This window comes from Bradyrhizobium sp. SZCCHNRI3052 (genome assembly GCF_032484895.1).
Lineage (GTDB): Bacteria > Pseudomonadota > Alphaproteobacteria > Rhizobiales > Xanthobacteraceae > Bradyrhizobium.
In genome coordinates this window covers 415,368-439,021 of record NZ_JAUETW010000004.1, presented here as the reverse complement: position 1 = coordinate 439,021, position 23,654 = coordinate 415,368, and the positions used below count along the sequence as shown (strand labels likewise).

24 protein-coding genes and 1 tRNA gene are annotated in these 23,654 nt (G+C 65.8%); 14 read left to right on the top strand and 11 right to left on the bottom strand.

What is annotated here, in order from left to right; genetic code table 11:
* Window positions 1-36: 36 nt before the first annotated feature.
* On the bottom strand, window positions 37-618 hold the full coding sequence (locus QW887_RS15665; protein ID WP_409998629.1) for a c-type cytochrome: 582 nt from the start codon (window positions 616-618) through the stop codon (window positions 37-39).
* 172 nt (window positions 619-790) lie between these two features.
* A complete protein-coding gene (locus QW887_RS15660) occupies window positions 791-2,068 on the bottom strand; it encodes a PQQ-dependent sugar dehydrogenase (RefSeq protein ID WP_315750582.1) in 1,278 nt (425 codons plus the stop codon).
* A 384-nt stretch (window positions 2,069-2,452) separates the two neighbouring features.
* On the opposite strand from QW887_RS15660, the gene QW887_RS15655 reads away from it, so the two are divergent.
* From QW887_RS15655 to QW887_RS15645, 3 genes are all read left to right on the top strand, one after another.
* Window positions 2,453-3,796 carry an amidase gene (locus QW887_RS15655; RefSeq protein ID WP_316194677.1) on the top strand — a complete coding sequence of 448 codons (1,344 nt, stop codon included), beginning with the start codon at window positions 2,453-2,455 and terminating at the stop codon, window positions 3,794-3,796.
* A 99-nt stretch (window positions 3,797-3,895) separates the two neighbouring features.
* Window positions 3,896-5,200, top strand: a complete 1,305-nt coding sequence (gene pncB, locus QW887_RS15650) for a nicotinate phosphoribosyltransferase (protein WP_316173414.1) — start codon at window positions 3,896-3,898, stop codon at window positions 5,198-5,200.
* A 113-nt stretch (window positions 5,201-5,313) separates the two neighbouring features.
* On the top strand, window positions 5,314-6,747 hold the full coding sequence (locus QW887_RS15645) for a caspase domain-containing protein (RefSeq protein ID WP_316173415.1): 1,434 nt from the start codon (window positions 5,314-5,316) through the stop codon (window positions 6,745-6,747).
* 37 nt (window positions 6,748-6,784) lie between these two features.
* Here the strand turns inward: QW887_RS15645 and QW887_RS15640 are convergent.
* Window positions 6,785-6,859: transfer RNA gene (locus tag QW887_RS15640), tRNA-Gly, on the bottom strand.
* Window positions 6,860-7,147: 288 nt separating this feature from the next.
* On the opposite strand from QW887_RS15640, the gene trxA reads away from it, so the two are divergent.
* Together trxA and QW887_RS15630 are read left to right on the top strand one after the other, a co-directional pair.
* On the top strand, window positions 7,148-8,068 hold the full coding sequence (gene trxA, locus QW887_RS15635) for a thioredoxin (RefSeq protein WP_316169969.1): 921 nt from the start codon (window positions 7,148-7,150) through the stop codon (window positions 8,066-8,068).
* Window positions 8,069-8,116: 48 nt separating this feature from the next.
* Window positions 8,117-8,791 (top strand): LON peptidase substrate-binding domain-containing protein, encoded by a 675-nt coding sequence (locus tag QW887_RS15630; protein ID WP_315715855.1) that lies wholly within the window; start codon window positions 8,117-8,119, stop codon window positions 8,789-8,791.
* On the opposite strand, the gene QW887_RS15625 is transcribed toward QW887_RS15630, so the two are convergent.
* The 3 genes from QW887_RS15625 to QW887_RS15615 form a co-directional block, all read right to left on the bottom strand.
* On the bottom strand, window positions 8,792-9,622 hold the full coding sequence (locus tag QW887_RS15625; protein WP_315715854.1) for an FTR1 family protein: 831 nt from the start codon (window positions 9,620-9,622) through the stop codon (window positions 8,792-8,794). It abuts the gene before it with no gap.
* Between the two features lie 11 nt (window positions 9,623-9,633).
* Window positions 9,634-9,930 carry a cupredoxin domain-containing protein gene (locus QW887_RS15620; protein ID WP_315715853.1) on the bottom strand — a complete coding sequence of 99 codons (297 nt, stop codon included), beginning with the start codon at window positions 9,928-9,930 and terminating at the stop codon, window positions 9,634-9,636.
* Between the two features lie 348 nt (window positions 9,931-10,278).
* On the bottom strand, window positions 10,279-10,629 hold the full coding sequence (locus QW887_RS15615; RefSeq protein ID WP_315715852.1) for a hypothetical protein: 351 nt from the start codon (window positions 10,627-10,629) through the stop codon (window positions 10,279-10,281).
* Window positions 10,630-10,718: 89 nt separating this feature from the next.
* Between QW887_RS15615 and QW887_RS15610 the strand changes: the two genes are divergently transcribed.
* The 3 genes from QW887_RS15610 to QW887_RS15600 are packed head-to-tail and all read left to right on the top strand — an operon-like array spanning window position 10,719 to window position 12,448.
* Window positions 10,719-11,261: a TetR/AcrR family transcriptional regulator gene (locus tag QW887_RS15610; protein ID WP_315715851.1), complete on the top strand. Its 543-nt coding sequence runs from the start codon at window positions 10,719-10,721 to the stop codon at window positions 11,259-11,261.
* Between the two features lie 56 nt (window positions 11,262-11,317).
* Window positions 11,318-11,515, top strand: a complete 198-nt coding sequence (locus QW887_RS15605; protein ID WP_006613415.1) for a Trm112 family protein — start codon at window positions 11,318-11,320, stop codon at window positions 11,513-11,515.
* Between the two features lie 3 nt (window positions 11,516-11,518).
* On the top strand, window positions 11,519-12,448 hold the full coding sequence (locus QW887_RS15600) for an alpha/beta hydrolase (protein ID WP_315715850.1): 930 nt from the start codon (window positions 11,519-11,521) through the stop codon (window positions 12,446-12,448).
* 58 nt (window positions 12,449-12,506) lie between these two features.
* Here QW887_RS15600 and QW887_RS15595 read toward each other — a convergent pair whose 3' ends face one another.
* Entirely contained in the window at window positions 12,507-13,727 is a 1,221-nt protein-coding gene (locus tag QW887_RS15595) for a ubiquinone biosynthesis hydroxylase (RefSeq protein WP_315715849.1), read from the bottom strand.
* Window positions 13,728-13,882: 155 nt separating this feature from the next.
* On the opposite strand from QW887_RS15595, the gene tesB reads away from it, so the two are divergent.
* Window positions 13,883-14,758, top strand: a complete 876-nt coding sequence (gene tesB, locus QW887_RS15590; protein ID WP_315715848.1) for an acyl-CoA thioesterase II — start codon at window positions 13,883-13,885, stop codon at window positions 14,756-14,758.
* A gap of 5 nt (window positions 14,759-14,763) precedes the next feature.
* Here the strand turns inward: tesB and QW887_RS15585 are convergent, their stop codons facing one another.
* Entirely contained in the window at window positions 14,764-15,639 is an 876-nt protein-coding gene (locus QW887_RS15585; protein WP_315715847.1) for a DUF4339 domain-containing protein, read from the bottom strand.
* 208 nt (window positions 15,640-15,847) lie between these two features.
* On the opposite strand from QW887_RS15585, the gene QW887_RS15580 reads away from it, so the two are divergent.
* From QW887_RS15580 to QW887_RS15560, 5 genes are all read left to right on the top strand, one after another.
* A complete protein-coding gene (locus tag QW887_RS15580; RefSeq protein ID WP_172112996.1) occupies window positions 15,848-16,186 on the top strand; it encodes a P-II family nitrogen regulator in 339 nt (112 codons plus the stop codon).
* 90 nt (window positions 16,187-16,276) lie between these two features.
* A complete protein-coding gene (locus QW887_RS15575) occupies window positions 16,277-17,587 on the top strand; it encodes an ammonium transporter (protein WP_315715846.1) in 1,311 nt (436 codons plus the stop codon).
* A gap of 332 nt (window positions 17,588-17,919) precedes the next feature.
* A complete protein-coding gene (locus QW887_RS15570) occupies window positions 17,920-18,258 on the top strand; it encodes a P-II family nitrogen regulator (RefSeq protein ID WP_006611147.1) in 339 nt (112 codons plus the stop codon).
* 39 nt (window positions 18,259-18,297) lie between these two features.
* Window positions 18,298-19,800 (top strand): ammonium transporter, encoded by a 1,503-nt coding sequence (locus QW887_RS15565; protein WP_315715845.1) that lies wholly within the window; start codon window positions 18,298-18,300, stop codon window positions 19,798-19,800.
* Window positions 19,801-20,827: 1,027 nt separating this feature from the next.
* On the top strand, window positions 20,828-21,331 hold the full coding sequence (locus QW887_RS15560; RefSeq protein WP_315729398.1) for a DUF2059 domain-containing protein: 504 nt from the start codon (window positions 20,828-20,830) through the stop codon (window positions 21,329-21,331).
* Window positions 21,332-21,558: 227 nt separating this feature from the next.
* Here the strand turns inward: QW887_RS15560 and QW887_RS15555 are convergent, their stop codons facing one another.
* The 3 genes from QW887_RS15555 to QW887_RS15545 form a co-directional block, all read right to left on the bottom strand.
* Entirely contained in the window at window positions 21,559-21,774 is a 216-nt protein-coding gene (locus tag QW887_RS15555) for a dodecin family protein (RefSeq protein WP_042340486.1), read from the bottom strand.
* Between the two features lie 168 nt (window positions 21,775-21,942).
* A complete protein-coding gene (locus QW887_RS15550; RefSeq protein ID WP_316173654.1) occupies window positions 21,943-22,356 on the bottom strand; it encodes an EVE domain-containing protein in 414 nt (137 codons plus the stop codon).
* A 175-nt stretch (window positions 22,357-22,531) separates the two neighbouring features.
* Window positions 22,532-23,512: an NAD(P)H-dependent glycerol-3-phosphate dehydrogenase gene (locus tag QW887_RS15545; protein WP_315750570.1), complete on the bottom strand. Its 981-nt coding sequence runs from the start codon at window positions 23,510-23,512 to the stop codon at window positions 22,532-22,534.
* Between the last annotated feature and the right edge of the window lie 142 nt (window positions 23,513-23,654).

Sequence of the window (23,654 nt, the reverse complement as noted above, 5' to 3'; positions counted from 1 at the left end):
GCCGGGACGACAGTTGTGATCTGGGCGGCGTCCCAGCTACAGATGCGCCAGATAATGCGCGAGCGCCGTGATCTCCTCGTCGCTCAGCGGATAGGCAACATCCGTCATCGCCGCCTGGCTGCCGCCGACGCGCTGGCCGCTCTTGTAGTCGTGCAGCGCCTTGACGAGATATTCCTCGCGCTGGCCGGCGAGCCGCGCCACGCCCTTGGTGCCGGCATAGCTGTCGAGATGGCACGAGGCGCAGCGGCGGCCGGCGGCGGCTTGCGCGCCTTTGGCCGACAGATCCGGATCATTGTCGGGCGGCGCCTTGGCCGGCTGCAGCGAGGCGAAATAGGCGCCGAGATTGCGGATGTCCTCGTTGGTAAGCTGATCGACGATCGGCTTCATCGCCTCGTTCTTGCGTGTGCCGGCGCGGAAGAACACGAGCTGCCACTGGATGAACTGATCCTGCTGGCCGGCGAGCGAAGGAATGTTCTCGGTCTGCGAGATGCCGTTCTCGCCGTGACAGCCGGCGCAGAGCTCGGCCTTGGCCTTGCCCGCCTCGAGATCGGCGGCGTCGGCCGGACGCGCCGCAAGCACGAGCATGAGCGTCAGCGCGGCCGCTGCGGCCTGGCACATTCTGGAGGTCCCTGGAGTCATCGCGGGGGTTCTCGCTCCCATCATTGCTTTGGCGCGCGGACCGGCCTTCGGTCGATGAGCGGTACCTCGCCCCCGGTCAACGCGCGACGGTCAAAATAGTTGGGGCTGCGGCCGCCGTAAGGCAGCGCGCAGCCCCGCTTTCACGACGAGCTCATTTCTTCTCGTAGCTGATGCGATAGATCGCGCCGGCCCAGTCGTCCGCCACCAGGATCGAGCCATCCTTGGCGAGGATGATGTCGTCGGGGCGGCCGAGATAGCCCTGGTCGCCTTCGAGCCAGCCGGAGGCGAACACCTCCTGCTTGGCGTCCTTGCCGTCGGGACCGACGATGACGCGCATGATCCGCGCACCCTGGTACTTGTGCCGGTTCCAGGAGCCGTGCTCGGCGATCAGAATGTTGTTCTTGTACTCCGCCGGGAACTGGTCACCGGTGTAGAACTTCATGCCGAGCGGCGCCACGTGCGCACCGAGGTTCAGCACCGGCGGTGTGAACTCCGAGCACTTGTGGCCCATCGCGAATTTCGGATCCGGCATGTCACCCTGGTGACAATAGGGATAGCCGAAATGCTCGCCGATGCGGGAGATCATGTTGAGCTTGTCGCTCGGCAGATCGTCGCTGACCCAGTCGCGCGCGTTCTCGGTGAACCAGTAGCGGCCGGTGCGCGGATCGACGTCGCCGCCGACGCTGTTGCGGACGCCGAGCGCCCAGATCTCGGCATTGCCGGTGCGTGGATCGACGCGGCGGATCTGCGACACCGATGTCGGCGGAATGCCGATGTTGAAGGGCGGCCCGAACGGAATATAGAACCAGCCTTCCTTGTCGACCGCGATGTATTTCCAGCCATGCGCCGCATAGGACGGCATGTCGTCATAGACGACCTTGCCCTGGCCAAGATTGTCGAGATTGGCCTCGGCATTCTCGTATTTGATCAGCTTGTCGACGGCGATGACGTAGAGATTGCCGTCCTGGAAGGCGAGGCCGGTCGGCATGTTCAAGCCCTTGAGGACCGTCTTGACCTCGCGCTTGCCGCCCTTGTCGCTGATCGCATAGACGTTGCCGAGCCCGAACGAGCCGACGAACAGCGTGCCCTTGTCACCCCACGCCATCTGCCGCGCGGCGAGCACGCCCGACGCCCAGACTTCCATCTTGAAGCCGTCGGGCAGCTTCACTTGCTTGACGATCTTCGCAAGCTCCGCATCGGAGGCGCCGGTCGGCGGGCCCGATGGCGGCGCCAGTCCCTTCTGCGCCTCGGTCTCGTCACCGAGGAACCAGTCGTCCGGCGGATGTGTCCAGAACTCCTTGGTGCCTGATTCGTATTTCTTCAGGCCCTTGCCCTGATCGGATTGCTGCTGCGCGCCGGCGATGCTGGTGCCGGCGAGAAGACTGATTGTTGCAAGCGCAAGAATGCTTCGGTGAAAAGCCGATGTCATCGCTTCACTCCCATGAGGCAGCTCATGTGGCTGCGTCTACTTATCGGAACGTATCTGAAGACGTCCTTTGGCCGACCACACCAGTGGTCCTGCGCGAAAATGGTAGCACATCCTGAGCGGGTGAGAAGCGGATTGCTGCCAGGGTCGCGCGAGGCTCAAGAGATGCCGTTCCACTCATCTCATACTGGATCCGCATGCTCACGCTCGCACCTGCGCCGCATCGGCGATTGTCCGCCACGCGGCACGAGCCTGCCGCCATGCGCTGTATTCATATGCTCCGATCGGCCGGACGATTGGCGCGCGCTTGAGCACCCGATAGGATCGGAACAACCGGCTGCGACCGTTCACCGCGCGGCAATGAGATCAAGTCGACAGGATCGATGAATGCCCGAGCGTTTCCCTGTGTCCACGCCAAAGGCCGGTGCCGGCGTTCTGGAGCTGCTGCGACGATTTGCAGCCGATCCGACAGCGGCCACCGCCTATGGTGAAGATTGCCTGAAGAAGACGCAGGCAATCGAACCGCGGCTGAAAGCATTCGAATATCTGCCGCGGGATGTCGCTCCAAAGACCGGCCCGCTCGGTGGAATTCCCGTCGCCATCAAGGATATCATCGCCACCTCGGACATGCCGACCACCAACGGCTCGCCGATCTACCGCGATCACGTGCCGGATGCGGACGCCTGGGTGGTCGAGCGACTGCGCAATCTCGGCGCAACCATCTTCGGCAAGACAGTCTCCACCGAATTCGCCTGGCGTCATCCCGGTCCGACGGTCAATCCATGGAATTCCGAGCACACGCCGGGCGGCTCGTCGTCCGGATCGGCCGCGGCCGTTGCGGCCGGCCTGGTGCCGCTGGCGCTGGGCACACAGACGCTCGGCTCGGTGATCCGACCGGCGGCGTTCAACGGCGTTGTCGGCTTCAAGCCGAGCTTCGGCGCGCTTCCCCGCGTCGGCGTGCATCCGCTCAGCCCGTCGCTCGACCATGTCGGCTTCTTCGCCCGCCGCGTCGACGACGTGGCCTTGGCCCTCTCTCTGCTGGCCGGCACCAGCGCCGATGATCGCCACGGCTGGCCTCTGCCGGGCTTCACCGTCGACGTCAAAGGGGGCATCCCGCCGCTCCGCACGCCACGGCTTGCAGTGGTGCGCTTCGCCAAATGGGAGCGCGCCGAGGCCGCGCAAAAGGCCGTGTTCGAATCCGTCATCGACAAGCTGCGCAGCGCTGGCGCGATGATCAACGAGATCGAGCTGAGAGAGCTCGACGCGGTGAACTGGGATGCGATCACCACGATCATGCTCAGCGAGGCGACCACGATCTTCGCCGATCTGATCGCGCGCTATCCCGACCGGGTCAGCGAGGTCATGAAGGGCCACGTCGAGAGCGGGCGAAGCAAGACGGCCATGGAATATCTCGCCGCGAAGGCCGCGCAGGCGCATCGGCAGAAGGCGCTCGCAACCGAGCTCGACGGCTTCGACGCAGTGCTCACCCTGCCGGCCTTCGGCGAAGCGCCGCGCGGCCTGGATTGGACCGGTGACGCCGAATATTGCGCGCCCTGGACCTTCATCGGAGCGCCGGCCATCTCGCTGCCGGCGGGGTTCGGCAACAACGGCCTGCCGCTGGGCGTGCAGATCGCCGGCCCCTATCGCAACGACCTCCACGTGCTCCGCGTCGCGAAATGGGCCGAAGCGGTGCTGGCGTTCGATCCCGGCGTGCCGCTCCTGGCGCGCTAATCGCCGCCACGAGCCCCGAGCAAGGATACCGCCGCGCCACGAGGGCCTCCTGCGACAAGCCCAGTGGCGGGTTTGCGGCCAGCACTGTAAAACGGTCACATGACAATCACAGACATCGCGAGCAGAACCTATAATCACGGTTGGCGCCTCGATCCGATCGTGCGCAGCCTGCTCGACACCGATTTTTACAAGCTGTTGATGCTGCAGATGATTCGGGAGTTCTACCCGACTCAGCAGGTGACCTTCTCGGTCATCAACCGGACCCGGCGGGTGCGGCTCGGCGACGTCATCGACGAGGGCGAATTGCGCGCCCAGCTCGATCACGCCCGCACCATCCGCTTCGCCAAGAAGGAGCTGATCTGGCTGGCCGGCAACACCTTCTACGGCAAGACCCACATGTTCTCGCCGGAGTTCATCGCCTGGCTCGCCACCTTCCGCCTGCCCGAATACGAGCTGCGCAAGTCCGACGGCCAGTACGAGCTGCATTTCCACGGGCCCTGGACCCACACCACGATGTGGGAGATCCCGGCGCTCGCGATCGTCAACGAGCTGCGCTCGCGCCAGGCCATGAAGGGACAGGGCCGGTTCGCGCTCGACGTGCTATTCGCCCGCGCCAAAGCCAAGCTGTGGGCCAAGGTGGAGCGGCTGCGCAAGCTGGAGGGGCTGCGGCTGTCGGATTTCGGCACCCGCCGCCGCCACGGCTTCCTGTGGCAGCGCTGGTGCGTCGAGGCCGTCAAGGAAGGTCTCGGCTCGTCGTTCACCGGCACCTCCAACGTGCTGCTGGCGATGGACAATGATCTCGAAGCCATCGGCACCAACGCGCATGAGCTGCCGATGGTCGCCGCCGCGCTTGCCAAGGACGATGACGAGCTGCGCTTCGCGCCCTATCGCATTCTCGACCAGTGGCGGCAGACCTACGCAGGCAACCTGCTGATCGCGCTGCCCGACGCATTCGGCACCAAGGCCTTCCTGCGCGACGCACCCGACTGGGTCGCCGACTGGACCGGCTTCCGTCCCGACAGCGCGCCGCCGATCCAGGCCGGCGAGGAGATCATCGCCTGGTGGAAATCGAAGGGGCGCGATCCCAAGCAGAAGCTGCTCGTGTTCTCCGACGCGATGGACGTCGAATCGATCGAGCAGATCCATCACCGCTTCTCCGACCAGGTGCGGCTGTCGTTCGGCTGGGGCACCAACCTGACCAACGATTTCGTCGGCTGCTCGCCGGACGGCTCGGTCGACCTCGATCCGATCTCGCTGGTCTGCAAGGTGACGTCGGCAGACGGGCACCCCGCCGTGAAGCTGTCCGACAACCCGGAGAAGGCGACCGGCGATCCCGCCGAGATCGCCCGTTATCTCCGCGTGTTCGGCGATGCCGGCCGGGTGCGCACGCCGGTGGTCGTTTAGGCCGCCGACAGCCCACGGCAATTTCTCTTTCCTGCCACGATTCTTGTTCCTGCTTTGTTCGAAATGCGGTAAAATCGTCGCACGAGCAGATCGGGTGACAGGAGATCGTTGGCATGCGTCGGGTGATCGGCCGAGTTGGACAGCTGCTGTCTGCAACCATCCTTGTCGTCGGCGCGATCCTGATCTCGACCGGGCCCGCTGCCGCCGACAAGCGGGTGGCGCTGGTGATCGGCAACGCCATCCACGAGCACGCACCGCTGCTGGACGAGCCGGCGGCGGATGCCCGGCTGATCGCCGACAGCCTGTCGCGGCTCGGCTTCACCCTGAGCGGCGGTGCCGCGCAGATCGACCTCGACAGGCGAAGCTTCGATCGCGCGCTTGCCGAGTTCAAGGGCCGGATCGCCGACGCCGACGTCGCGCTCATCTATTATGCCGGCTATGGGCTCAACCTGGGCGGCGCCGATTATCTCGTCCCGGTCGACGCGGCGCCGGCGACAGCTGCGGATCTCAAGACCGAGCTGCGCGACCTGACTGCGATTTTGCGCGAGCTGGGCGGATCGAGCCCCCGGCAGAACGTGATCATTCTCGACGCCTTCCGCTCCAATCCGTTCGCCGGGCGCGGCATCGCCGGTCTTGCCGCCGGCCTCGTCCCGGTCGACGTTTCCGCACGGACCGTGATCTCCTTTGCCGCACAGGCCGGGACGGCGGGACAGCGCGGCCCGGACGGTCACGGCGTGTTCGCCGCCGCCCTTGCAGAGGCGCTGCAGCAGCCAGGCCAACGCCTGATCGAGACCTTCAACCAGACCAATGCGGCGGTGGAGCGTGCCACGGGCGGAGCGCAGCAGCCGCTCGTGATGTTCACGTCGATCGACGGCGGCGCTCAACTGAGCGCCGCTGCGGCGAAGCCAGCGCAGCCCGCTGGCCCCGCCGCCGCCCGGAGCAGCGCTCCCGTTTCGAGCCCGACCGCATCGTCCGACGCGGCAGATGCGCGGACGCCCGGACTTGCCGTGCTGTATGATGAGGATCTCTCCGACCCCAAGGGTAAGCGCTATTCCGGCTCGGTCACCTGGCGGACGGAGACGGTCAAGAACGCACAATCGGGACGGCCCACGCCGGTGATCCGTGGCGAGATCGACATTCCCGAGCGCAAACTGAAGGTCAGCCTGCAGTTGCGCCGCAACGACGATCCCAGCCTGCCGGCCAGCCATGTCGCCGAGCTCACATTCAGGCCCGCTGCCGATTTCGTCGGTGGCGGCATCCGCAGCGTCCCAGGAATGCTGATGAAGACGGATGAGAAGTCGCGCGGGACGCCGCTTGCCGGGCTTTCCGTCAAGATCACCGAAGGTTCGTTCCTGGTGGGCTTGTCCAACGTCGAGGCCGATCGCGCGCGCAACGAGGAGCTTCTCGCACGGCGCGAATGGTTCGACATCCCGGTCGTCTATGCGAACCAGCGCCGGGGCATCCTCGCAATCGGCAAAGGTCCCAGTGGAGATCGGGTATTCGCCGACGTGCTCGCGGCCTGGGACAAATCCCCGCCGACAAAATGATGAGGCACGAGACGAAGGAACAACGGAGCGAAATTTTTGGAGCGGGCGAAGGGGTTCGAACCCTCGACCCCGACCTTGGCAAGGTCGTGCTCTACCACTGAGCTACACCCGCATCCGTGACGCCTTGGCGGCGTGGCCGCCAGCGACGGGCAGACCTATGCCAAATGCCGCGGACGAATGCAACAGGTCTGCGACAGGTTTCGTACGCCGGCGACGTTCAAATTTTAGCGGCCGGGACCGGCCGAACCGGGCTGAGACCTGCCCATCACCGGACCGCGATGGGCGCTGATTGAAATTTCCAGCTGGACCGCCACTTAAAGTGAAAGAAAACGTGTATTGAGGCGCGGCGGCGGCCGGTTCCCGGTCGCCGTTCATCGGAATTTTTCGGACGAGGGACCCCGTGACCATTGTTGAGCAGGGCGGCGGACCGGCGCCGCAGGTGCCGGATCTGATCAAGGACACCACGACGCAGAGCTTCGTGAAGGACGTCATCGAGGAATCGAAGCGGCAGCCGGTCCTCATCGACTTCTGGGCGCCGTGGTGCGGACCGTGCAAGCAGCTGACGCCCATCCTGGAAAAAGCCGTCAAGGCCGCCAAGGGCAAGGTCAAGCTGGTCAAGATGAACATCGACGAGCATCCGGCCATCCCTGGCCAGATGGGCATCCAGTCGATTCCGGCTGTGATCGCGTTCGTCGGCGGACGGCCCGCCGATGGGTTCATGGGTGCCGTGCCCGAGAGCCAGGTCGCCGCTTTCATCGAAAAGATCACCAAGGGCGTTCCCGGCGCCGGCGAGCCCGACATCGCCGAAATCCTCAAGGAAGCCGAAGCGGTTCTCGCTGAAGGCGATGCGGCCGGCGCGGCCGAGATCTATGCCGAGGTGCTCGCGATCGATGCCGCCAACATCCCCGCGATCGCCGGGCTTGCGAAGTGCCAGGTCGAGCTCGGCGCGATCGACGAGGCCAAGCAGACGCTTGCGATGGTCCCGGACGCCAAGCGTAGCGATTCCGCGGTCTCCGCCGTGCAGGCCGCGATCGATCTGGCAGAGCAGGCCCAGTCGCTCGGGCCGGTCGGCGAACTCGAACAGAAGGTCGCCGCCAATCCGCTCGACCACCAGGCACGTTTTGACCTGGCGACCGCACTGAACGCCGCGGGCAAGCGGAAGGAAGCCACCGACCAGTTGCTCGAGATCGTGAAGCGTGACCGCAAATGGAACGAAGACGGCGCGCGCAAGCAGCTCGTGCAGTTCTTCGAAGCCTGGGGCGGCGCCGACGAGGCCACCATCGAGGGCCGCAAGCGGCTGTCGACGATCCTGTTTTCGTAACCCGGCTGGACGGGACGCGCGCTCGTTCCAGCGGACACGAGGTATCGCATGCCGATCAATGCCGAATATCGCGGTCCCGCCGAGCTGCCGGAGATCGTTCCGGTGTTTCCGTTGGCGGGAGCCTTGCTGCTGCCGCGCGGCCAAATGCCGCTCAACATCTTCGAGCCGCGTTATCTCGCGATGGTCGACGATGCGCTTCGTGACGGCCATCGGCTCATCGGTATGATCCAGCCCGACGTCACGCACTCCTCCAGCGAGGAGCGCCCGGTGCTATTCAAGGTCGGCTGCGTCGGCCGGATCACGCAGCTCGCCGAGTCCGGCGATGGCCGCTACATCCTTGAGCTCACCGGCGTGTCCCGTTTCAAGGTGGTCGAGGAAATGACGGTGCTCACGCCCTATCGGCAGTGCAAGGTCGATTATTTCCCGTTCGTCGATGATTTCACGGCGCGCAAGGGTGAAGACGCGGTGGACCGCGAAGCGCTGCTCGCGGTTCTCACCGACTTCCTCAAGGCGAACAATCTCAAGGTCGACTGGGCCGGCATCGAAGCGGCGCCGAACGAAGCGCTCGTGAACGCGCTGGCGATGATGTCGCCCTATGGTCCGGCGGAGAAGCAGGCGATGCTCGAGGCGCCGGACCTGAAGACCCGCGCCGAAATCCTCATCGCCGTGACCGAGATGGATCTCGCCAAGAAGCGGACCTCGGGCGATCCGCCGCTGCAATGATCACTCGGCGGGAGCCGCGCGCGGCGCTGGCGGGGCCGCCGTCAGGCGCATCAGTGCGATGGTGGTGACGATCACCCCGATGTAGACTGCGAGCTGCATCGCGGTAGGCTGATCCGTATAGCCGATCAGAGCCTTGAGCGTCCGCCCGGCGACGCCACGCTCGGGCAGAACCGCGCTCGAATCCCACACCACATGGTCGAACGTTGTCAGCCAGTTGGCGCGGGCGAGAAAGAACACCGCCTGCGCGGCCATTCCCGCCGACAGCAGGGTGATCAGCACGGTGGTGGTCTTGAACAGCGCGCGCGGCGGGATGCGCATCAGGCCGAGATAGGTCGCGAGACAGACGGCAACGCCGAGCAGCAGGCCAAGGACGCCGCCACCGAGTAACGCCCGCCCGCTGCCGTCGCCGGAGGCCGCCACCCCATAGAGAAACAGCGCGACCTCGCTGCCCTCGCGCAACACGGCGATGGCGATCACGGTCGCCAGCGCGACCAGCGGCTTGGCGCCTTCGGCCACCGCTTGGCCCATCGTCCGCAGCTCGGTGCTCATCTCGCGGCCGTGCCGGGCCATCCAGACATTGTGCCAGGTCAGCATGATCACGGCAGCCGACAGGATCCCCGCATTGAACAATTCCTGCCCCATGCCTTCAAATAGCTGCGTCAACGTTCCCGCGAACGCCGCGACGATGCATGCGCCGACCAGGCCGGCAAACAGCCCTGCGCCGATCCAGCGCAGGCGATGCGGAACCGCGCTGGTGACGGCAAGCACGATACCGACGATCAGGCCGGCTTCGAACACTTCGCGGAAGACGATGATCAGGGCGGCGAGCATGGGATCTGGACCTATTGGACGTTGACGAAGCCGCGGGCCTTTTCGTTGAAGTCGTTATAGAACTCGTAGCGCCCGGACTTCATGGCGCGGACGTTGAGCACCGCCTCGCTGTTGGCCGCGATCACCTTCTCGACCTTCAAGGTCTCGCTCTCGAACTCGATGGCCTTGCCCTCCATGTTCCGGACGCGGATGGTCAGCGGCGCGTCCGCGGGAACGGTCGGCTCCTTGGGCTCGAATTGACCGTTGGCATAGGTGAGGCAGATCTCGCTCGATCCCCCGGCGTGCGCCTGCGCTGCCATCAACAGCATGCCGACGCTTCCACCTACGACGACCAACTTCCGCACCACGTCGACCAACATCGATCCGTCCCCTCTCCTATCCAGACAAGCAAATCGGAGAACGGTTGTGCGCCCGGATCGATGTCGACGCCGGGCACCCGTTCGCGACGACGAACAGCTAAGCGGCTCGTCGCCGTGTCTGCAAAGAGACTCCTTCTAAGTTGGAACCATTCTTGGCGAATGTGTCGTGGCAGTGGCCTCGCGGTGAACGGAGTGCGGCCGAACAGCAGTTGAGGCGACGCGGCGGTTACGGAGCGTCGCGATGCCTTCCTCTCGCCGGGTACGTGGCGGCGCTGCGGTGGACCGGGATTCGCCGCGTCAGTAGCCGGCGATGGCGAGACTGACTACGCCGGCGAGCATGACCCAGCCGAAATGCCGCCCGCGCGTCGCGAGCGCATTGGCGCCTGCGGCGAAAGCGAACACGACGATGACCGTGGTCACCGTCCAATGCCGCGCCGACTCCGACGCCATTTGCGGGGCGACGGCGAGCAGCACGCCACAGCCGATCCACGCCACCGTGCCAGTCTGCCAGACCAGCCGCAGCAGGGTTCGCAGCCGCTCCGGCGAGATGGTGGCACGCGCGAAAACCGTCGTCTCGCCGAGCACGCCGTGGATCACGGCGACGGTGATCGCCATCAGCCCCGCGGTCACGAGCAGCGCATCGCGCATGGCACGCCTCCATACAGTTATGTATGGACAATGCACGAAGCCCTGGCGGTCGTCAATACAGCTGTGTATGGTCGTCTCATGGTGACGACATGACCGATCAGCTCTCGGCCGACGATTGGCTGACACAGGGATTGAAGGTGCTGGCCAGCCGGGGCTTCACCGCGCTGAAGGCGGAGCCGCTGGCGAAAGCCTTGGGCGTGTCGCGCGGCAGCTTCTACTGGCATTTCGCCGATGTGGCCGGGTTTCACGCGGCCCTCCTCAAGAAGTGGCGGGAGATTGCGGCCGAGCAGATCATCACCGGGGTGGAGGCGAACGCCGGCGACCAGCCGGCCATTGCCGTGCTCCTCCGCCGCGCGTTCAACGTCAAGCTCACCCTGGAGCGCGCCGTGCGCAACTGGGCCGGATCCGACCCCGCCGCGCGGCAGGCTGTCCAAGCCATCGACAGGCGCCGGCTGGGCTATGTCGAGAGCCTGCTTGCAGCCGAGGGACTAGTGCCGGCGATCGCGCGCGCACGCGCCCAGGTGCTGTACTGGACCTTCCTCGGCCACGCGCTGTCGGATCGGCCGTTGCCGGCCGAGCAACTGGACGCGGTCATCGACGAGCTGATCCGGATCGCCCGGCACATGCCTTGAAGCACGACAAGCGAGCGGACGTTATGCTACAGAGGCGCCCGCCGGAGACCCTTGCCATGAACGCCCCGCTCGAACGCCCCGCCAATTCCGTCGATCCCAAGCTGCTCGAGATCCTGGTCTGCCCGATGACCAAGGGCCCGCTGGAATACGACGCGGCGAAACAGGAGCTGGTCTCGCGGTCGGCGAAGCTCGCCTACCCGATCCGCGATGGCATCCCGATCATGCTGCCCGAGGAAGCGCGGAAGATCGACTGACCGATGCGGCCCGTCGTGATCCGCTGTGCGCTCGCCGTGGCGCTGATGGCCCTCGCTTCGGGGGTCTCGGCCGAGGAGAGCGCCGTCCGCATTGGCGCACTCGACGCCGTCCTGACGACGCCAGCGGGTGTCGAGCGCCCGCCGGTGGCGCTGCTGATCGCCGGCTCCGGGTCGACGGACCGGGATGGCAATGGGCCGCAGCTCAAGCCGGCGACCTTGAAGAAGCTCGCCGAGCAGCTCGCCACCCAAGGCATCGCCAGCCTGCGCTACGACAAGCGCGGCGCACGCGGCTGGAAGGCGGAGTTCGGCAAGCCGGAGGACTTCCGCTTCAAGGACTACGTCGACGACGCCGCCGCGCTGGTCGACTTCCTGCGCGGCAAGTTCGCCCGCATCGTTCTCGTCGGCCACAGCGAGGGCGGCCTGGTCGCCATCCTCACCGCCCGCCGCACCCCGGTCGACCGCCTCGTGCTGCTCACCACATCGGCGCGGCGGCAGGGCGACCTGTTGAAGGCGCAGCTCGAGAAGAAGCTGCCGGCCGCGAAGATGGAGCCGGTCGCCAACGCGATCGACGCCATCATGGCCGGGCAGGTCGTGGACCCGCCACCGCCCGAGCTGCCGGTCGCACCGAGCATGCAGCCCAGCATCGGCTCCGCCTTTGCCGAGGACCCGATCGATCCACTGAAGCAGCTCACGATCCCGATTCTGATCGTCGGCGGCGCCCGCGACCACCAGATCGCACGCCTCGACATGGTCGCGCTCGCCGCCGCCGCACCGGCCGCCAAGTCGCTGTGGCTGCCGGAGATGAACCACGTCCTGGTCGACGTCGCCAACGAGGACGAGAACCTCGCCTCCTACAACGACCCCGACCGTCCGCTCGACCCCGACATGGTCGAGGCCGTCGCCGGCTTCATCGCCGCCGCAGGCCCGCGCTGAGCTCTTTGTTCGAGCATGATCTTTTCGGAAAACCGGTCTCCAGTTTCCGGATCATGCTCTACAGCGCCTCACCCTTCAGCAGCCGTGGCATCTCTCCGGTGAGGCCCGCGGCCTGCTTGATGAACAGCTCCTTCAACGGCGGCGCGCGATCGACGATGCCAAGGCCGATGTCGCGCACGGCCCGCAGCAGCGTCGACTTGTTCGAGAACAGGAAGTTCAGCGAATTGGTGGCAACGCCCATCGCCATCGTGTCGAAGCGGCGCCAGCGCTGGTAGCGTTCGAGGACATCGACCTGCCCCGGATCGATCCCCATTCTTGCCGCATCGACCACGACCTCGGCCAGTGCGGCGACGTCCTTCAGCCCCATGTTGAGCCCCTGCCCCGCGATGGGATGGATCACATGGGCGGCGTCGCCGACCAGCGCCAGCCGCGGCGCGATGAACGAGCGGGCGACGAAGTAGGACAGCGGAAAAGCGCGCGGCTGGTCGAGCACCTTCAACTCGCCGAGATGCAGACCGGCCCGCTTCTCCAGCTCGGCATGGAATTCATCCGCGCTGAGCGCGACGAGGCGCTTCGCCTCGGCGCGCCGCTCGGTCCAAACCAGCGAGGAGCGCTTGCCGGTCAGCGGCAAGATCGCGAATGGTCCGGGCGGAAGAAAATGCTCCTCGGCGCGGCCGCCATGGTCGCGCTCATGACCGATGGTCGCGACGATGCCGGACTGGTCATAGTCCCAGCCATGGGTCTGGATGCCCGCGCGCTCGCGCAGCTTCGAACGCGCGCCGTCAGCGGCCACCAGCAGGCTCGCCTCGAGCTGGCTGCCGTCGCCCAGAGTCACCGCGATGCCGTCGGCCCGCGTCACGAAGCCGGTCACCGGCATCGCCTTGAGCTCGACGCCTGCGGCCTCCGCATGCCGCACCAGCGCATCGATCAAGAGCCGGTTCTCGACCATGTGCGCGAACGGCTCGCCGGCCTCGACCTGGCCCGCAAACGTCAGGAACGACGGGCGGGTCGCGTCCTCGAGCTTGGAATCGGTAATGACCATGTCGAGGATCGGCTGCGCCTGCGGCGCCACGTCCGCCCAGACCCCGATCGCATCGAACAGCTTGCGGCACGCCGCGACGATGGCGCTGGCGCGTGGATCGCGGCTCGGCCGGTTGGCGAGCGCCGGATCGGCCACGATCACCGGCACTTCGGGACCGAGCCCCTGCCGAAGCGCGAGCGCGAGCGCCAGGCCGGCAAAGGCCCCGCCACAAATGACAATGCTTCGCTGTGTCGTCATGCCACCCTGCTCACAGTTACTCTTGCGGGAGGATTATAGCTGGGCGAAACAGGGGCGTGAACCAAGGGCTGCCACCCGAGGCCATCAATTCCGGATGCCTGATCCCGCGAGAACGGGACCGGAGCGGCCGGCCGAGCCAGCGAAAGCACCGCGCCATGTCCAAGGGACTGATCGACCTGATCTCGATCCTCGATCTCGAGCCGATCGAGGTGAACCTGTTCCGCGGCAACAGCCCGAAGACGAGCTGGCAGCGCGTGTTCGGCGGCCAGGTGATCGGCCAGGCAATGATGGCGGCGTGCCGCACCGTCGAGGGCCGGCTGCCGCATTCGCTGCACTGCTACTTCATCCTGCCCGGCGACCCGCAGGTGCCGATCATCTACCAGGTCGAGCGTCTGCGCGACGGCAAGAGCTATGCGACGCGGCGCGTCACCGCGATCCAGCACGGCAATGCGATCTTCTCGATCATGGTGTCGTTCCACAGCGACGAGGAGAGCGCGTTCAACCACCAGGACAAGATGCCGGACGTGCCGCCGCCGGAGAAGCTGACGGCGGAGGAGATCTCCAAGCAGCCGATGTTTCAGGAGGTCTTCCAAAGGATGCCGGACTTCATCCGCCGCTACTACGAATCCGACCGGCCGATCGAGCTGCGCCCCGTCGAACTGAACCGGTACTTCGGCCAGAAGATCGAGGATGGCCGCATCAACGTCTGGATCAAGACGGCGGCGAAGCTGCCCGATGATCCGGCGCTGCACATGTGCGCGCTGGCCTATGCGTCGGACTTCTCACTGCTCGACGCGGTCATGGCGCGCTATGGCCGCACCTTGTTCGACAAGCGCATGATGCCGGCCTCGCTGGATCATGCGATGTGGTTTCACCGGCCGTTCCGCGCCGACGAATGGCTGCTCTATGCGCAGGATTCGCCGAGCGCGCAGGGCGGCCGCGGGCTCACCCGCGGCTCGATCTTCAAGCCCGACGGCACGCTGGTCGCCTCCGTCGCGCAGGAGGGCTCGATCCGCGAGCGCCGCGCCTAGCCGCATCACATCGGCTGTGCCGTCCGCGGGACGACCGCGAATTGCGACACGTACCAGGCGCTGTACCAGCGCAGCAGCCACGGGATCGGAATGATCACCGAGCAGCCGAGCACGAACGCGAAGGTGCGCCACAACACCTGCAGGCCCGAGCCGGTGAACACGACCTCGCGCCGCGTCCCCTGGATGTTGCGGCAGACCCAGCGCATCCAGGCGGTCAGCACCCAGGCCCAGCCGATGACGGTGATACCCGACACGATCATCAGCAGGTACCAGCCGGCATAGACGACGGGGCTGCCTTCGAAATGGATCGGCAACCGCTCGCCATTCGAAGCGAGGTTGCTCAGCAGCCAGCGCAGCACCAGCCAGCCCAGGAACGCCGGGGCAACCAGCGAGATCAGGTTGAGGATCGGCCGGTCGCTGAGGCCGACATAGGCCAGCACGCCCATCGCGATGAAGACGTACCAGATGTCGAGCGGCTGGCCGGTGAAGGTGAGGTTCGGCCGGCCGGGCACCCGCATCCGCTCGATCACGTAGCGGTAGAGATAGACAGCGGTCCAGGGCGTGATCACCACCAGGAACTGGCCGACGACATACAGCAGCGTCCAGCCGAGATAGGACCAGGTGTCGAGCTTGACCGAGAGCGCGCCGCCCGACGCAGGCACGCCGGCCTCGAACGCGGGCGGGACGCCGGGGGAGATGCTCGGCACGCCCGACATCAGGCCGGGAATGCGCCCGGCCTTCTCCCAGCCGGCCATGCCGTCGCTCCACAGCAGCGTCTCGGCCGTGACGACACCCCGGGCGATCAGGTCGCGCAGTTCGTCTTCCGAAATGGGGCCCTGTTGCTGGCCTTGCGCCGCGTAATACCAGGAACGATTCGACATGGGATGTCCTTGAATGGAGGATGGCAGGAAAACGTCTTCAGTCTGTCGGGCGATGTCGCGTTCCGTTCAGTGATATCCGTCACTCCTTGACGTTTTCGCTTAACGCTGCGCTGATTTTGTGCCATTTGCCTAGGAACAGGCCAAAATGGCCATCCCAAGCCTGCCTCCGAAACAGGCTGCTCCTACCTGAGGAAACCAGGGCCCGCCCATGAAGCTCGTCGTCGCGATCATCAAACCCTTCAAGCTCGACGAGGTGCGCCAAGCCCTCACCGCGATCGGCGTCCACGGCATGACCGTCACCGAGGTCAAGGGCTACGGTCGCCAGAAGGGCCATACCGAGATCTACCGGGGCGCCGAATATATCGTGAACTTCCTGCCCAAGCTGCGCATCGAGATCGCGGTCAACTCGGACATCGCCGAGAAGGCGGTCGAGGTGATCACGACGCACGCGCGCACCGGCCAGATCGGCGACGGCAAGATCTTCGTGACGCCGATCGATCATGCCCGCCGCATCCGCACCGGCGAAACCGACACCGACGCACTCTAAGCCCGTCAAGCAGCCGCAACGGCTGCACGCCCGCCGCAACGGCGCGGCGGACTGCAAAATCCTAACATCTGACATGCCGGGGGGACTGTCATGGAGACCAGCGCGTCTCGTAGCCTGCGCGCGTCTGCAGCATTGGCTGCAGCGGGAGCGATTGCCTTCACCACGCCAGCAGCGGCCGCAGCGCCGTCCACGATCGAACCGGCCGACACCGCCTGGATGATCGTCGCCACCGCTTTGGTGCTGATGATGACCATTCCGGGTCTGGCGCTGTTCTACTCGGGCATGGTGCGCAAGAAGAACGTACTGGCGACGATGGCGCAGAGCCTCGCAGCCGTGATGCTGATCTCGATCCTGTGGGTCGCATTCGGCTACTCGCTGGCCTTCGTCGGCGACGGCACCTGGATCGGCTCGCTCGACCGCGCCTTCCTCGCCGGCATGGGCATGGACAGCGTCCATCCCGGCGCCAAGACGATCCCCGAGTCGCTGTTCATGCTGTACCAGATGACGTTCGCGATCATCACGGTGGCGCTGGTGGCGGGCTCGGTCGCCGACCGCATGCGCTTCTCCGCCTACCTCCTGTTCAGCATCGCATGGTTCATCTTCGTCTATGTGCCACTGGCGCATTGGATCTGGGGCGGCGGCTTTCTCGCTCAGGCCGGCGTGGTCGACTTCGCCGGCGGTCTCGTCGTGCATCTCTCCGCGGGCACCGCGGGATTGGTCGCCGCGCTGGTGATGGGACGGCGCCAGGGCTACGGCAGTGAGAACCTCTCGCCGTTCGACCTGTCGCTCGCGGTGGTCGGCACCGGCCTGCTCTGGGTCGGCTGGTTCGGCTTCAATGGCGGCTCGGCGCTCGGGGCGAATGCGCATGCGGTGATGGCGATCCTGACGACGCATCTGGCCGCCTGCGCCGGCGCCGTCACCTGGGGCGCGCTGGAATGGTCGACGCGGCGCAAGCCGTCTGTGCTCGGCATGATCTCGGGCGCGGTGGCCGGCCTCGGCACCATCACGCCCGCGTCCGGCTTCGTCGCCCCCTGGCATGGGCTGGTGATCGGCGCGCTCGCTGGTATCATCTGCTACTGGGCCTGCACCTCGCTGAAGCACCGCTTCAACTATGACGATTCGCTCGACGTGTTCGGCGTCCACGGCGTCGGCGGCCTCACCGGCACCGTGCTGGCCGGCGTGTTCGCGACCGCCGCGATCGGCGGCACGGCGGGGCTGATCGAGGGCAACCCGAAGCAGCTTGCGGCCCAGCTCTACGGCGTCGCCGTCACCCTGGTGTGGTCGGGCGGCGTCACCTGGGGGCTCCTGAAGCTGGTCAGCGCCTTCGTGCCGCTGCGGGTGTCGCGTGAGCACGAGCTGGAAGGACTCGACATCTCCCAGCATGGCGAGGCGCTGCAATAGCTGCAGCAATTGACGCCAATTGACCTGTTCGGCGCCGCAGGATTCTGCCCGCGCGCTGAGCAGCATTGTGTCTTGAGCCTGACATGCGCAACTTTTGCGCATGTCTGCCCATTCCTTGAGCGCGACGGAATAGCGCAGCCCCTGCTGCCCCTCCCGAGGGGTGAAAAGGTCAGGATTCACCGCTCGTTAGCCCTGACCAGCCGTCTGGCACGGCATTTGATTCTATCGCTCCCGGCTGTGCCCGCGTCGTGAAGATTTCTCCGCGTGGTGAACCTCAGTCGACAGGAAGCGCTCGGTAACGTCCGTGCCGGGCCCAAGCGGGGATAGGACCCATGAAAATTGTTATGGCGATCATTAAGCCATTCAAGCTCGAAGAAGTCCGGGACGCCCTGACCGCCATCGGCGTTCATGGTCTCACGGTGACGGAAGTGAAGGGGTACGGCCGTCAGAAAGGTCATACGGAAATCTACCGCGGCGCCGAATATGCGGTGAGCTTCCTGCCCAAGATCAAGATCGAGGTCGCGATCCCCTCCGACCAGGTCGACAAGACCATCGATGCGATCAGCTCGGCCGCCAAGACCGGCCAGATCGGCGACGGCAAGATCTTCGTCATCAGCCTCGACCACGCCGTGCGTATCCGCACCGGCGAAGCGGACGCTGCGGCCCTTTGATTTCGCGCTCAAACCAGAACACTTACGGAGTACAATAAAATGACGTTCAAGCGTCCAACCAGCGCGGGATGGGTTACGCTCGCAATTGCAGGGCTCTGCGTCGCAGGCCTCGTCGATGTGGCGTTCGCCGAGGACGCGCCTGCCGCCGCTGCCGCAGCCGCCCCGGTTCCCAACAAGGGCGACGTCGCCTGGATGCTCGTGTCCAGCGCGCTCGTCCTGATGATGTCCATCCCCGGCCTCGCGCTGTTCTATGGCGGCCTCGTCCGCACCAAGAACATGGCCTCGGTCCTCACCCAGGTGTTCGCCATCGTCGCCATGGTCGGCGTGGTCTGGACGCTCTACGGCTACTCGCTCGCCTTCACCGACGGCGGCAGCATGACCTCGTGGGTGGGCGGCTTCTCCAAGGCCTTCCTGCACGGCGTCGACGCCAACTCGACCGTTCCGACCTTCTCGAACGGCGTGGTGATCCCGGAGCTGGCCTACTTCGTGTTCCAGATGACCTTCGCGATGATCACCCCGGCCCTGATCGTCGGCGCCTTCGCCGAACGCATCAAGTTCTCGGCGGTGATGCTGTTCATCCTGCTCTGGGTGACCTTCATCTACTTCCCGATCGCGCACTGGGTCTGGTACATCGCCGCTCCCGATGACGTCGCTGCTGCTGCCAAGGCTCTCGCTGCCGCTGGCGACGCTGCCGCCAAGACCGCCGCCCAGGCCAAGCTCGACGAAGTCACCGGTGCTGTCGGCTGGCTCGCCGGCGCCGGCGCGCTCGACTTCGCGGGCGGCACCGTCGTTCACATCAACGCCGGCATTGCCGGTCTGGTGGGCGCGGTTCTGATCGGCAAGCGCACCGGCTACGGCAAGGAGCTGATGGCTCCGCACTCGCTGACCATGACCATGATCGGCGCCGCGCTGCTGTGGGTCGGCTGGTTCGGCTTCAATGCCGGCTCCAACCTGGAATCGAACGGCGTCACCGCCCTGGCCTTCGTCAACACCATGGTCGCGACCGCCGGTGCGGCGCTGTCCTGGCTGCTGTGCGAATGGGCCGTCAAGGGCAAGCCGTCGCTGCTCGGCATCTGCTCGGGCGCGGTCGCCGGTCTCGTCGCCGTTACCCCGGCCTCCGGTTATGCCGGTCCGATCGGCGCGCTGGTGCTCGGCCTGATCGTCTCCCCGGTCTGCCTGTTCTTCGTCTCCACCGTGAAGAACGCGCTGGGCTATGACGACGCGCTCGACGTGTTCGGCGTGCACTGCATCGGCGGCATCATCGGCGCTCTGGCCACCGGCATCCTGGTCAACCCGGCCCTGGGTGGCGTCGGCATCACCGACTACACCAACATCACCGGCAACAACGCCGGCACCTACGACTTCGCCACGCAGATGCTGGCGCAGATCAAGGCTGTCGTCGCCACGCTGGTATGGTCGGGTGTCGGCTCGGCGATCCTCTACAAGGTCGTCGACGTGATCATCGGCCTGCGCCCGACCGTGGAGCAGGAGCGCGAGGGTCTCGACATCACCGACCACGGCGAGCGCGCCTACAACTACTGAGTTCTCCCGGGACTTGGTCGTACGCGACCAGGTCCGCAACTTCGGTTCGGGCAAATACCCGGCAATGCCCTGACCGTTGAGGGGCTCCAGCGCAAGCTGGGGCCCCTTTCTTTTTGTTTGGATCGTGAGGGCCGAGCGCGCGCCAAATAGCCGATGTCGTCCCTGCGAACGCAGGGACCCATACCGCGTGATGTTTGTAAGAGGCAGGCGGCGAGTCCCGTGTAAAACAACTGAACCCTGTGGTTATGGGTCCCTGCGTTCGCAGGGACGACGGCGGAGGTTGGCGTTGGCAGCGTTGCCTTCGAGACAGAGTTGAATACGTGTGTTTTCATCCCCGCGACGCATCCGCGCCCGAGTTGTGCTGAATTTGGTCGCCCCTCAAACAGAGGGCGCAGGGAAGGCCGGGCGCTGGCCGCGCCCGTGGCCCGCCAGCGAAAGAAAATGCTGGCGGCAGGCACCACAGGTCTGGCCGAACACACCCGGCCCTCCCTGCGCGATTGGTTTTAACGGCTGCTTCGCGTTCTCCCTGGTGCGCCGGGCTGTCTGGCCACCATCACGAGCGCGACACGCTGAGGGTATCGGCACCCGCTTGATATCAGCGTCGGGATATCAGGACCGCGCGACTTGACCGTGCGTGCATCGCCGTTCGTCCGCGCGATCAGCTCACGCTGCGTCGACCCACGCCCATCGCATCCCACTGCCAACGATCCGTGACGGTCGCGAAACGTCCCTCATGCGGCAGCAGGGACGTGCGGAAATGTGCAGGTGATTTGCCCGACGGTGCAATGCCGACAGCGTGCGACAAACTAACACGACGGGCAATTCGCGCATGTCGGGAATGCGGAAACTGCCCGACGGGCAACAGAGCAGGCTTTGATCCGCACAATAATAGCGCGGGGATGCCAATCCGGTTGCAGCGGCAGAAAACACAGCTTAGCGGTACTGTTCGCTGGCTCCGGCTGATCTTAAGAATTGGAACCCGGCCGTAACAGCGATCGCCGCTGCAGCCGGCACATGGGGGATCAGGATGAAGCATCGCTGTCGGTACGTAGTCGTCGCCTCCGCCATTTGGCTCACCGCCGCAACGCCGCCATCGGCAAGAGCCCAAGCGACATCACAGGAGTCCTTGGCGGCCGCGAAAGAGCTGGTCTCCGTGATGCATATGAATGACCAGGCGACAGCCCTGTTGCCGATCATTCTGAAGAACCTGAGACCGACGATCGTCCAGGGGCGCGCCGAGGTCGCTCTGCAATATGATGCGTTGATCCCGAAGTTCACCCAGGCCTTTCAGGGCAGGGTTTCCGAATTCTCGGATGCGATCGCGGTCGTCTATGCCAGGAACTTCTCGGCGGACGACCTCAGGACCATGGCTGAGTTCTACAGGACCCCGACAGGTCAACGAGTCCTGCAGAAGCTGCCGTCCGTCACCCAGGAGTCGAGCATTGCCGGGCAGAAATTTGGTCAAGCTCTCGGCGAAGAGATCAGGAAGCAGATGGTCGATGAACTGAGGAAGAAAGGTCTCGATCTTTGATCCGAACTCCCGATCGTCATGCAGCGGCGCTGCCCTGCGACATAACCGGCGCGACGGGCAATTTCCGTATGACAGGCTTGTGGTCCGTCCCGCCTCGCCATCCCCGGGAAGCCGAACCGAGACGTCCACGGTCATGCCCCCGATGCCGGGCACGACACCGGATTGCAGGCTCAAACCTTGCCGCGGGCCGATAGTCCGGCGAACGACAACGCAAGTCGATGGTCAGCTCATGCGCCTTCGAACTTGAACGACACGTTGAGCTTGGCTCGATAGGCTTCCACCTTCCCCTTCGCGTCGAGCTGCATATCGAGCTGGACCACTTCTGCGACACGCAGGTCTCGGAGTGTCTTCGCCGCCTGCTCGACAGCGTTGGTAGCTGCCCTTTCCCAAGATTCGCTGCTGGTACCGATCAGCTCGATGACTTTGTAGACGCTGTCAGACATGTCGGTCTCCTGTTCGGTATGGAGCAGGAAGCAGGTGCTCCCTGCCACAACTGAACGTAGCATCATCGCGCGGCGCCTGAAAGGACGCAGCCTACCCATGGCAGCCGCAGGTCCGGAGCTACCACGAGTAGCGCTAACGCCTTGCGCGTCTCACAAGCCCTTGCGCCCCTACACGCCGCCCAGCTTGCAGACGTGCTTCCATTCCGCAGGCGTGACCGGCTGCACCGACAGCCGCGACTGCTTCACCAGCGCCATCTCGCTCAGCATCTTGTCGGCCTTGATCGCGGCGAGCGTCACCGGGGTCTTGAAGGGCTTGTGCGCCTTGATGTCGACGCAGACGAACTTGCCGGTCTTGTCGGTCGGATCAGGATAGGCTTCCTTGATGATCTCGGCGATGCCGACGATCTCCTTGCCCTCGTTGGAATGATAATAGAAGGCGAGGTCGCCCTTCTTCATCGCCACCAGGTTCTGCCGCGCCGTGTAGTTGCGCACGCCGGTCCAGGCCTCCCCGTTCGCGCCCTTCGCCACCTGCTGGTCCCACGACCATACCGAGGGTTCGGATTTCACCAGCCAGTAGTTCATGATGGTCGTCTCTTTCCACTCGTCCTGGCCAGGCAAAAGCGCGAAGCGCTGGGAGGTCCCGGCCATCCACGTCGCACTGCTCGGCGCATTATCCAAGACATGGATGCCCGCGACAAGCGCGGGCATGACGGCGGAGAGAGCGTCGTGCTGGATGACGTCGGTCGCGCGGCGGCCCTCACTCCTCCGCCTTGAATGGGCGCATCATCAGCGCCTCGATCGCGGCATCGATCGTCACGGTGCCGGCGAGAATGGCGGCGACCGCCTGCGCCACCGGCATCTCGACGCCGCGCGAGGTGGCGAGTTCGACCAGCACGGGCGCGGTGTATTGTCCCTCGGCGAGCTTGCCTGCGGGCAGCGGCTCGCCGCGGCCGAGCGCGAGGCCGGCGGCGAAGTTGCGCGATTGCGGACCGGCGCAGGTGAGGATCAGGTCGCCGAGGCCGGACAGGCCGGTCAAGGTCTCGCTGCGCGCGCCATAGGCGCGGCCGAGCCGCACCAACTCGGCGAAGCCGCGCGTGGTCAGCGCCGCCAGCGCCGAGGCGCCGAGATTGCGGCCGGCAACGATGCCGGCGGCGATCGCCAGCACGTTCTTGGCGGCGCCGCCGATCTCGACGCCGCGCACGTCGGTCGAATGATAGGGCCGGAAGGTCGGCGAACCCAGCGCATGGACGAGGTCGGCCGCGAGCGCCTCGTCGGGCGCGGCGAGCGTCACCGCGGTCGGCAGCCCTCGCGCGACGTCGTCGGCGAAGCTCGGGCCGGACAGGATCACCGGGATCGCGTTCGGCGCGGCCTCCGCGATCACCTCGGTCATGAATTTATGGGTGCCGTGCTCGATGCCCTTGGCGCAGGCGACGAGCGGCGTGCCCGGACGGAGCAGCGGGGCGAGATGCATGACCGCACCGCGCAGATGCTGGGCGGGGACAACGATGAGAACGGCGTCGGCGCGGGCGGCCTCGGCGAGATCGGCAGTCACGGCGATGCTGGGGGCGAGCGGAATGCCGGGCAGTCGCGGGTTTTCGCGGGCAGCAGAGATGCGCGCGGCGTGGTGGCTGTCGCGCGCGTAGAGCGTGACCTCACGGCCGGCACGCGCGGCGACGGCGGCGAGCGCCGTGCCCCACGCACCGGCGCCGACGATGGAGATCGTTTGGAAACGAGTCATTCGCCGCGGATTCGGCTGCGCTCCCTCCCCCCTTGCGGGGGAGGGTTGGGGAGGGGGGTGCCACGAGCGAGAATTTTTATGGAGCCACCCCCACCCCCGACCCCTCCCCGCAAGGGGGAGGGGAGCGCACCGCGTATGGTGC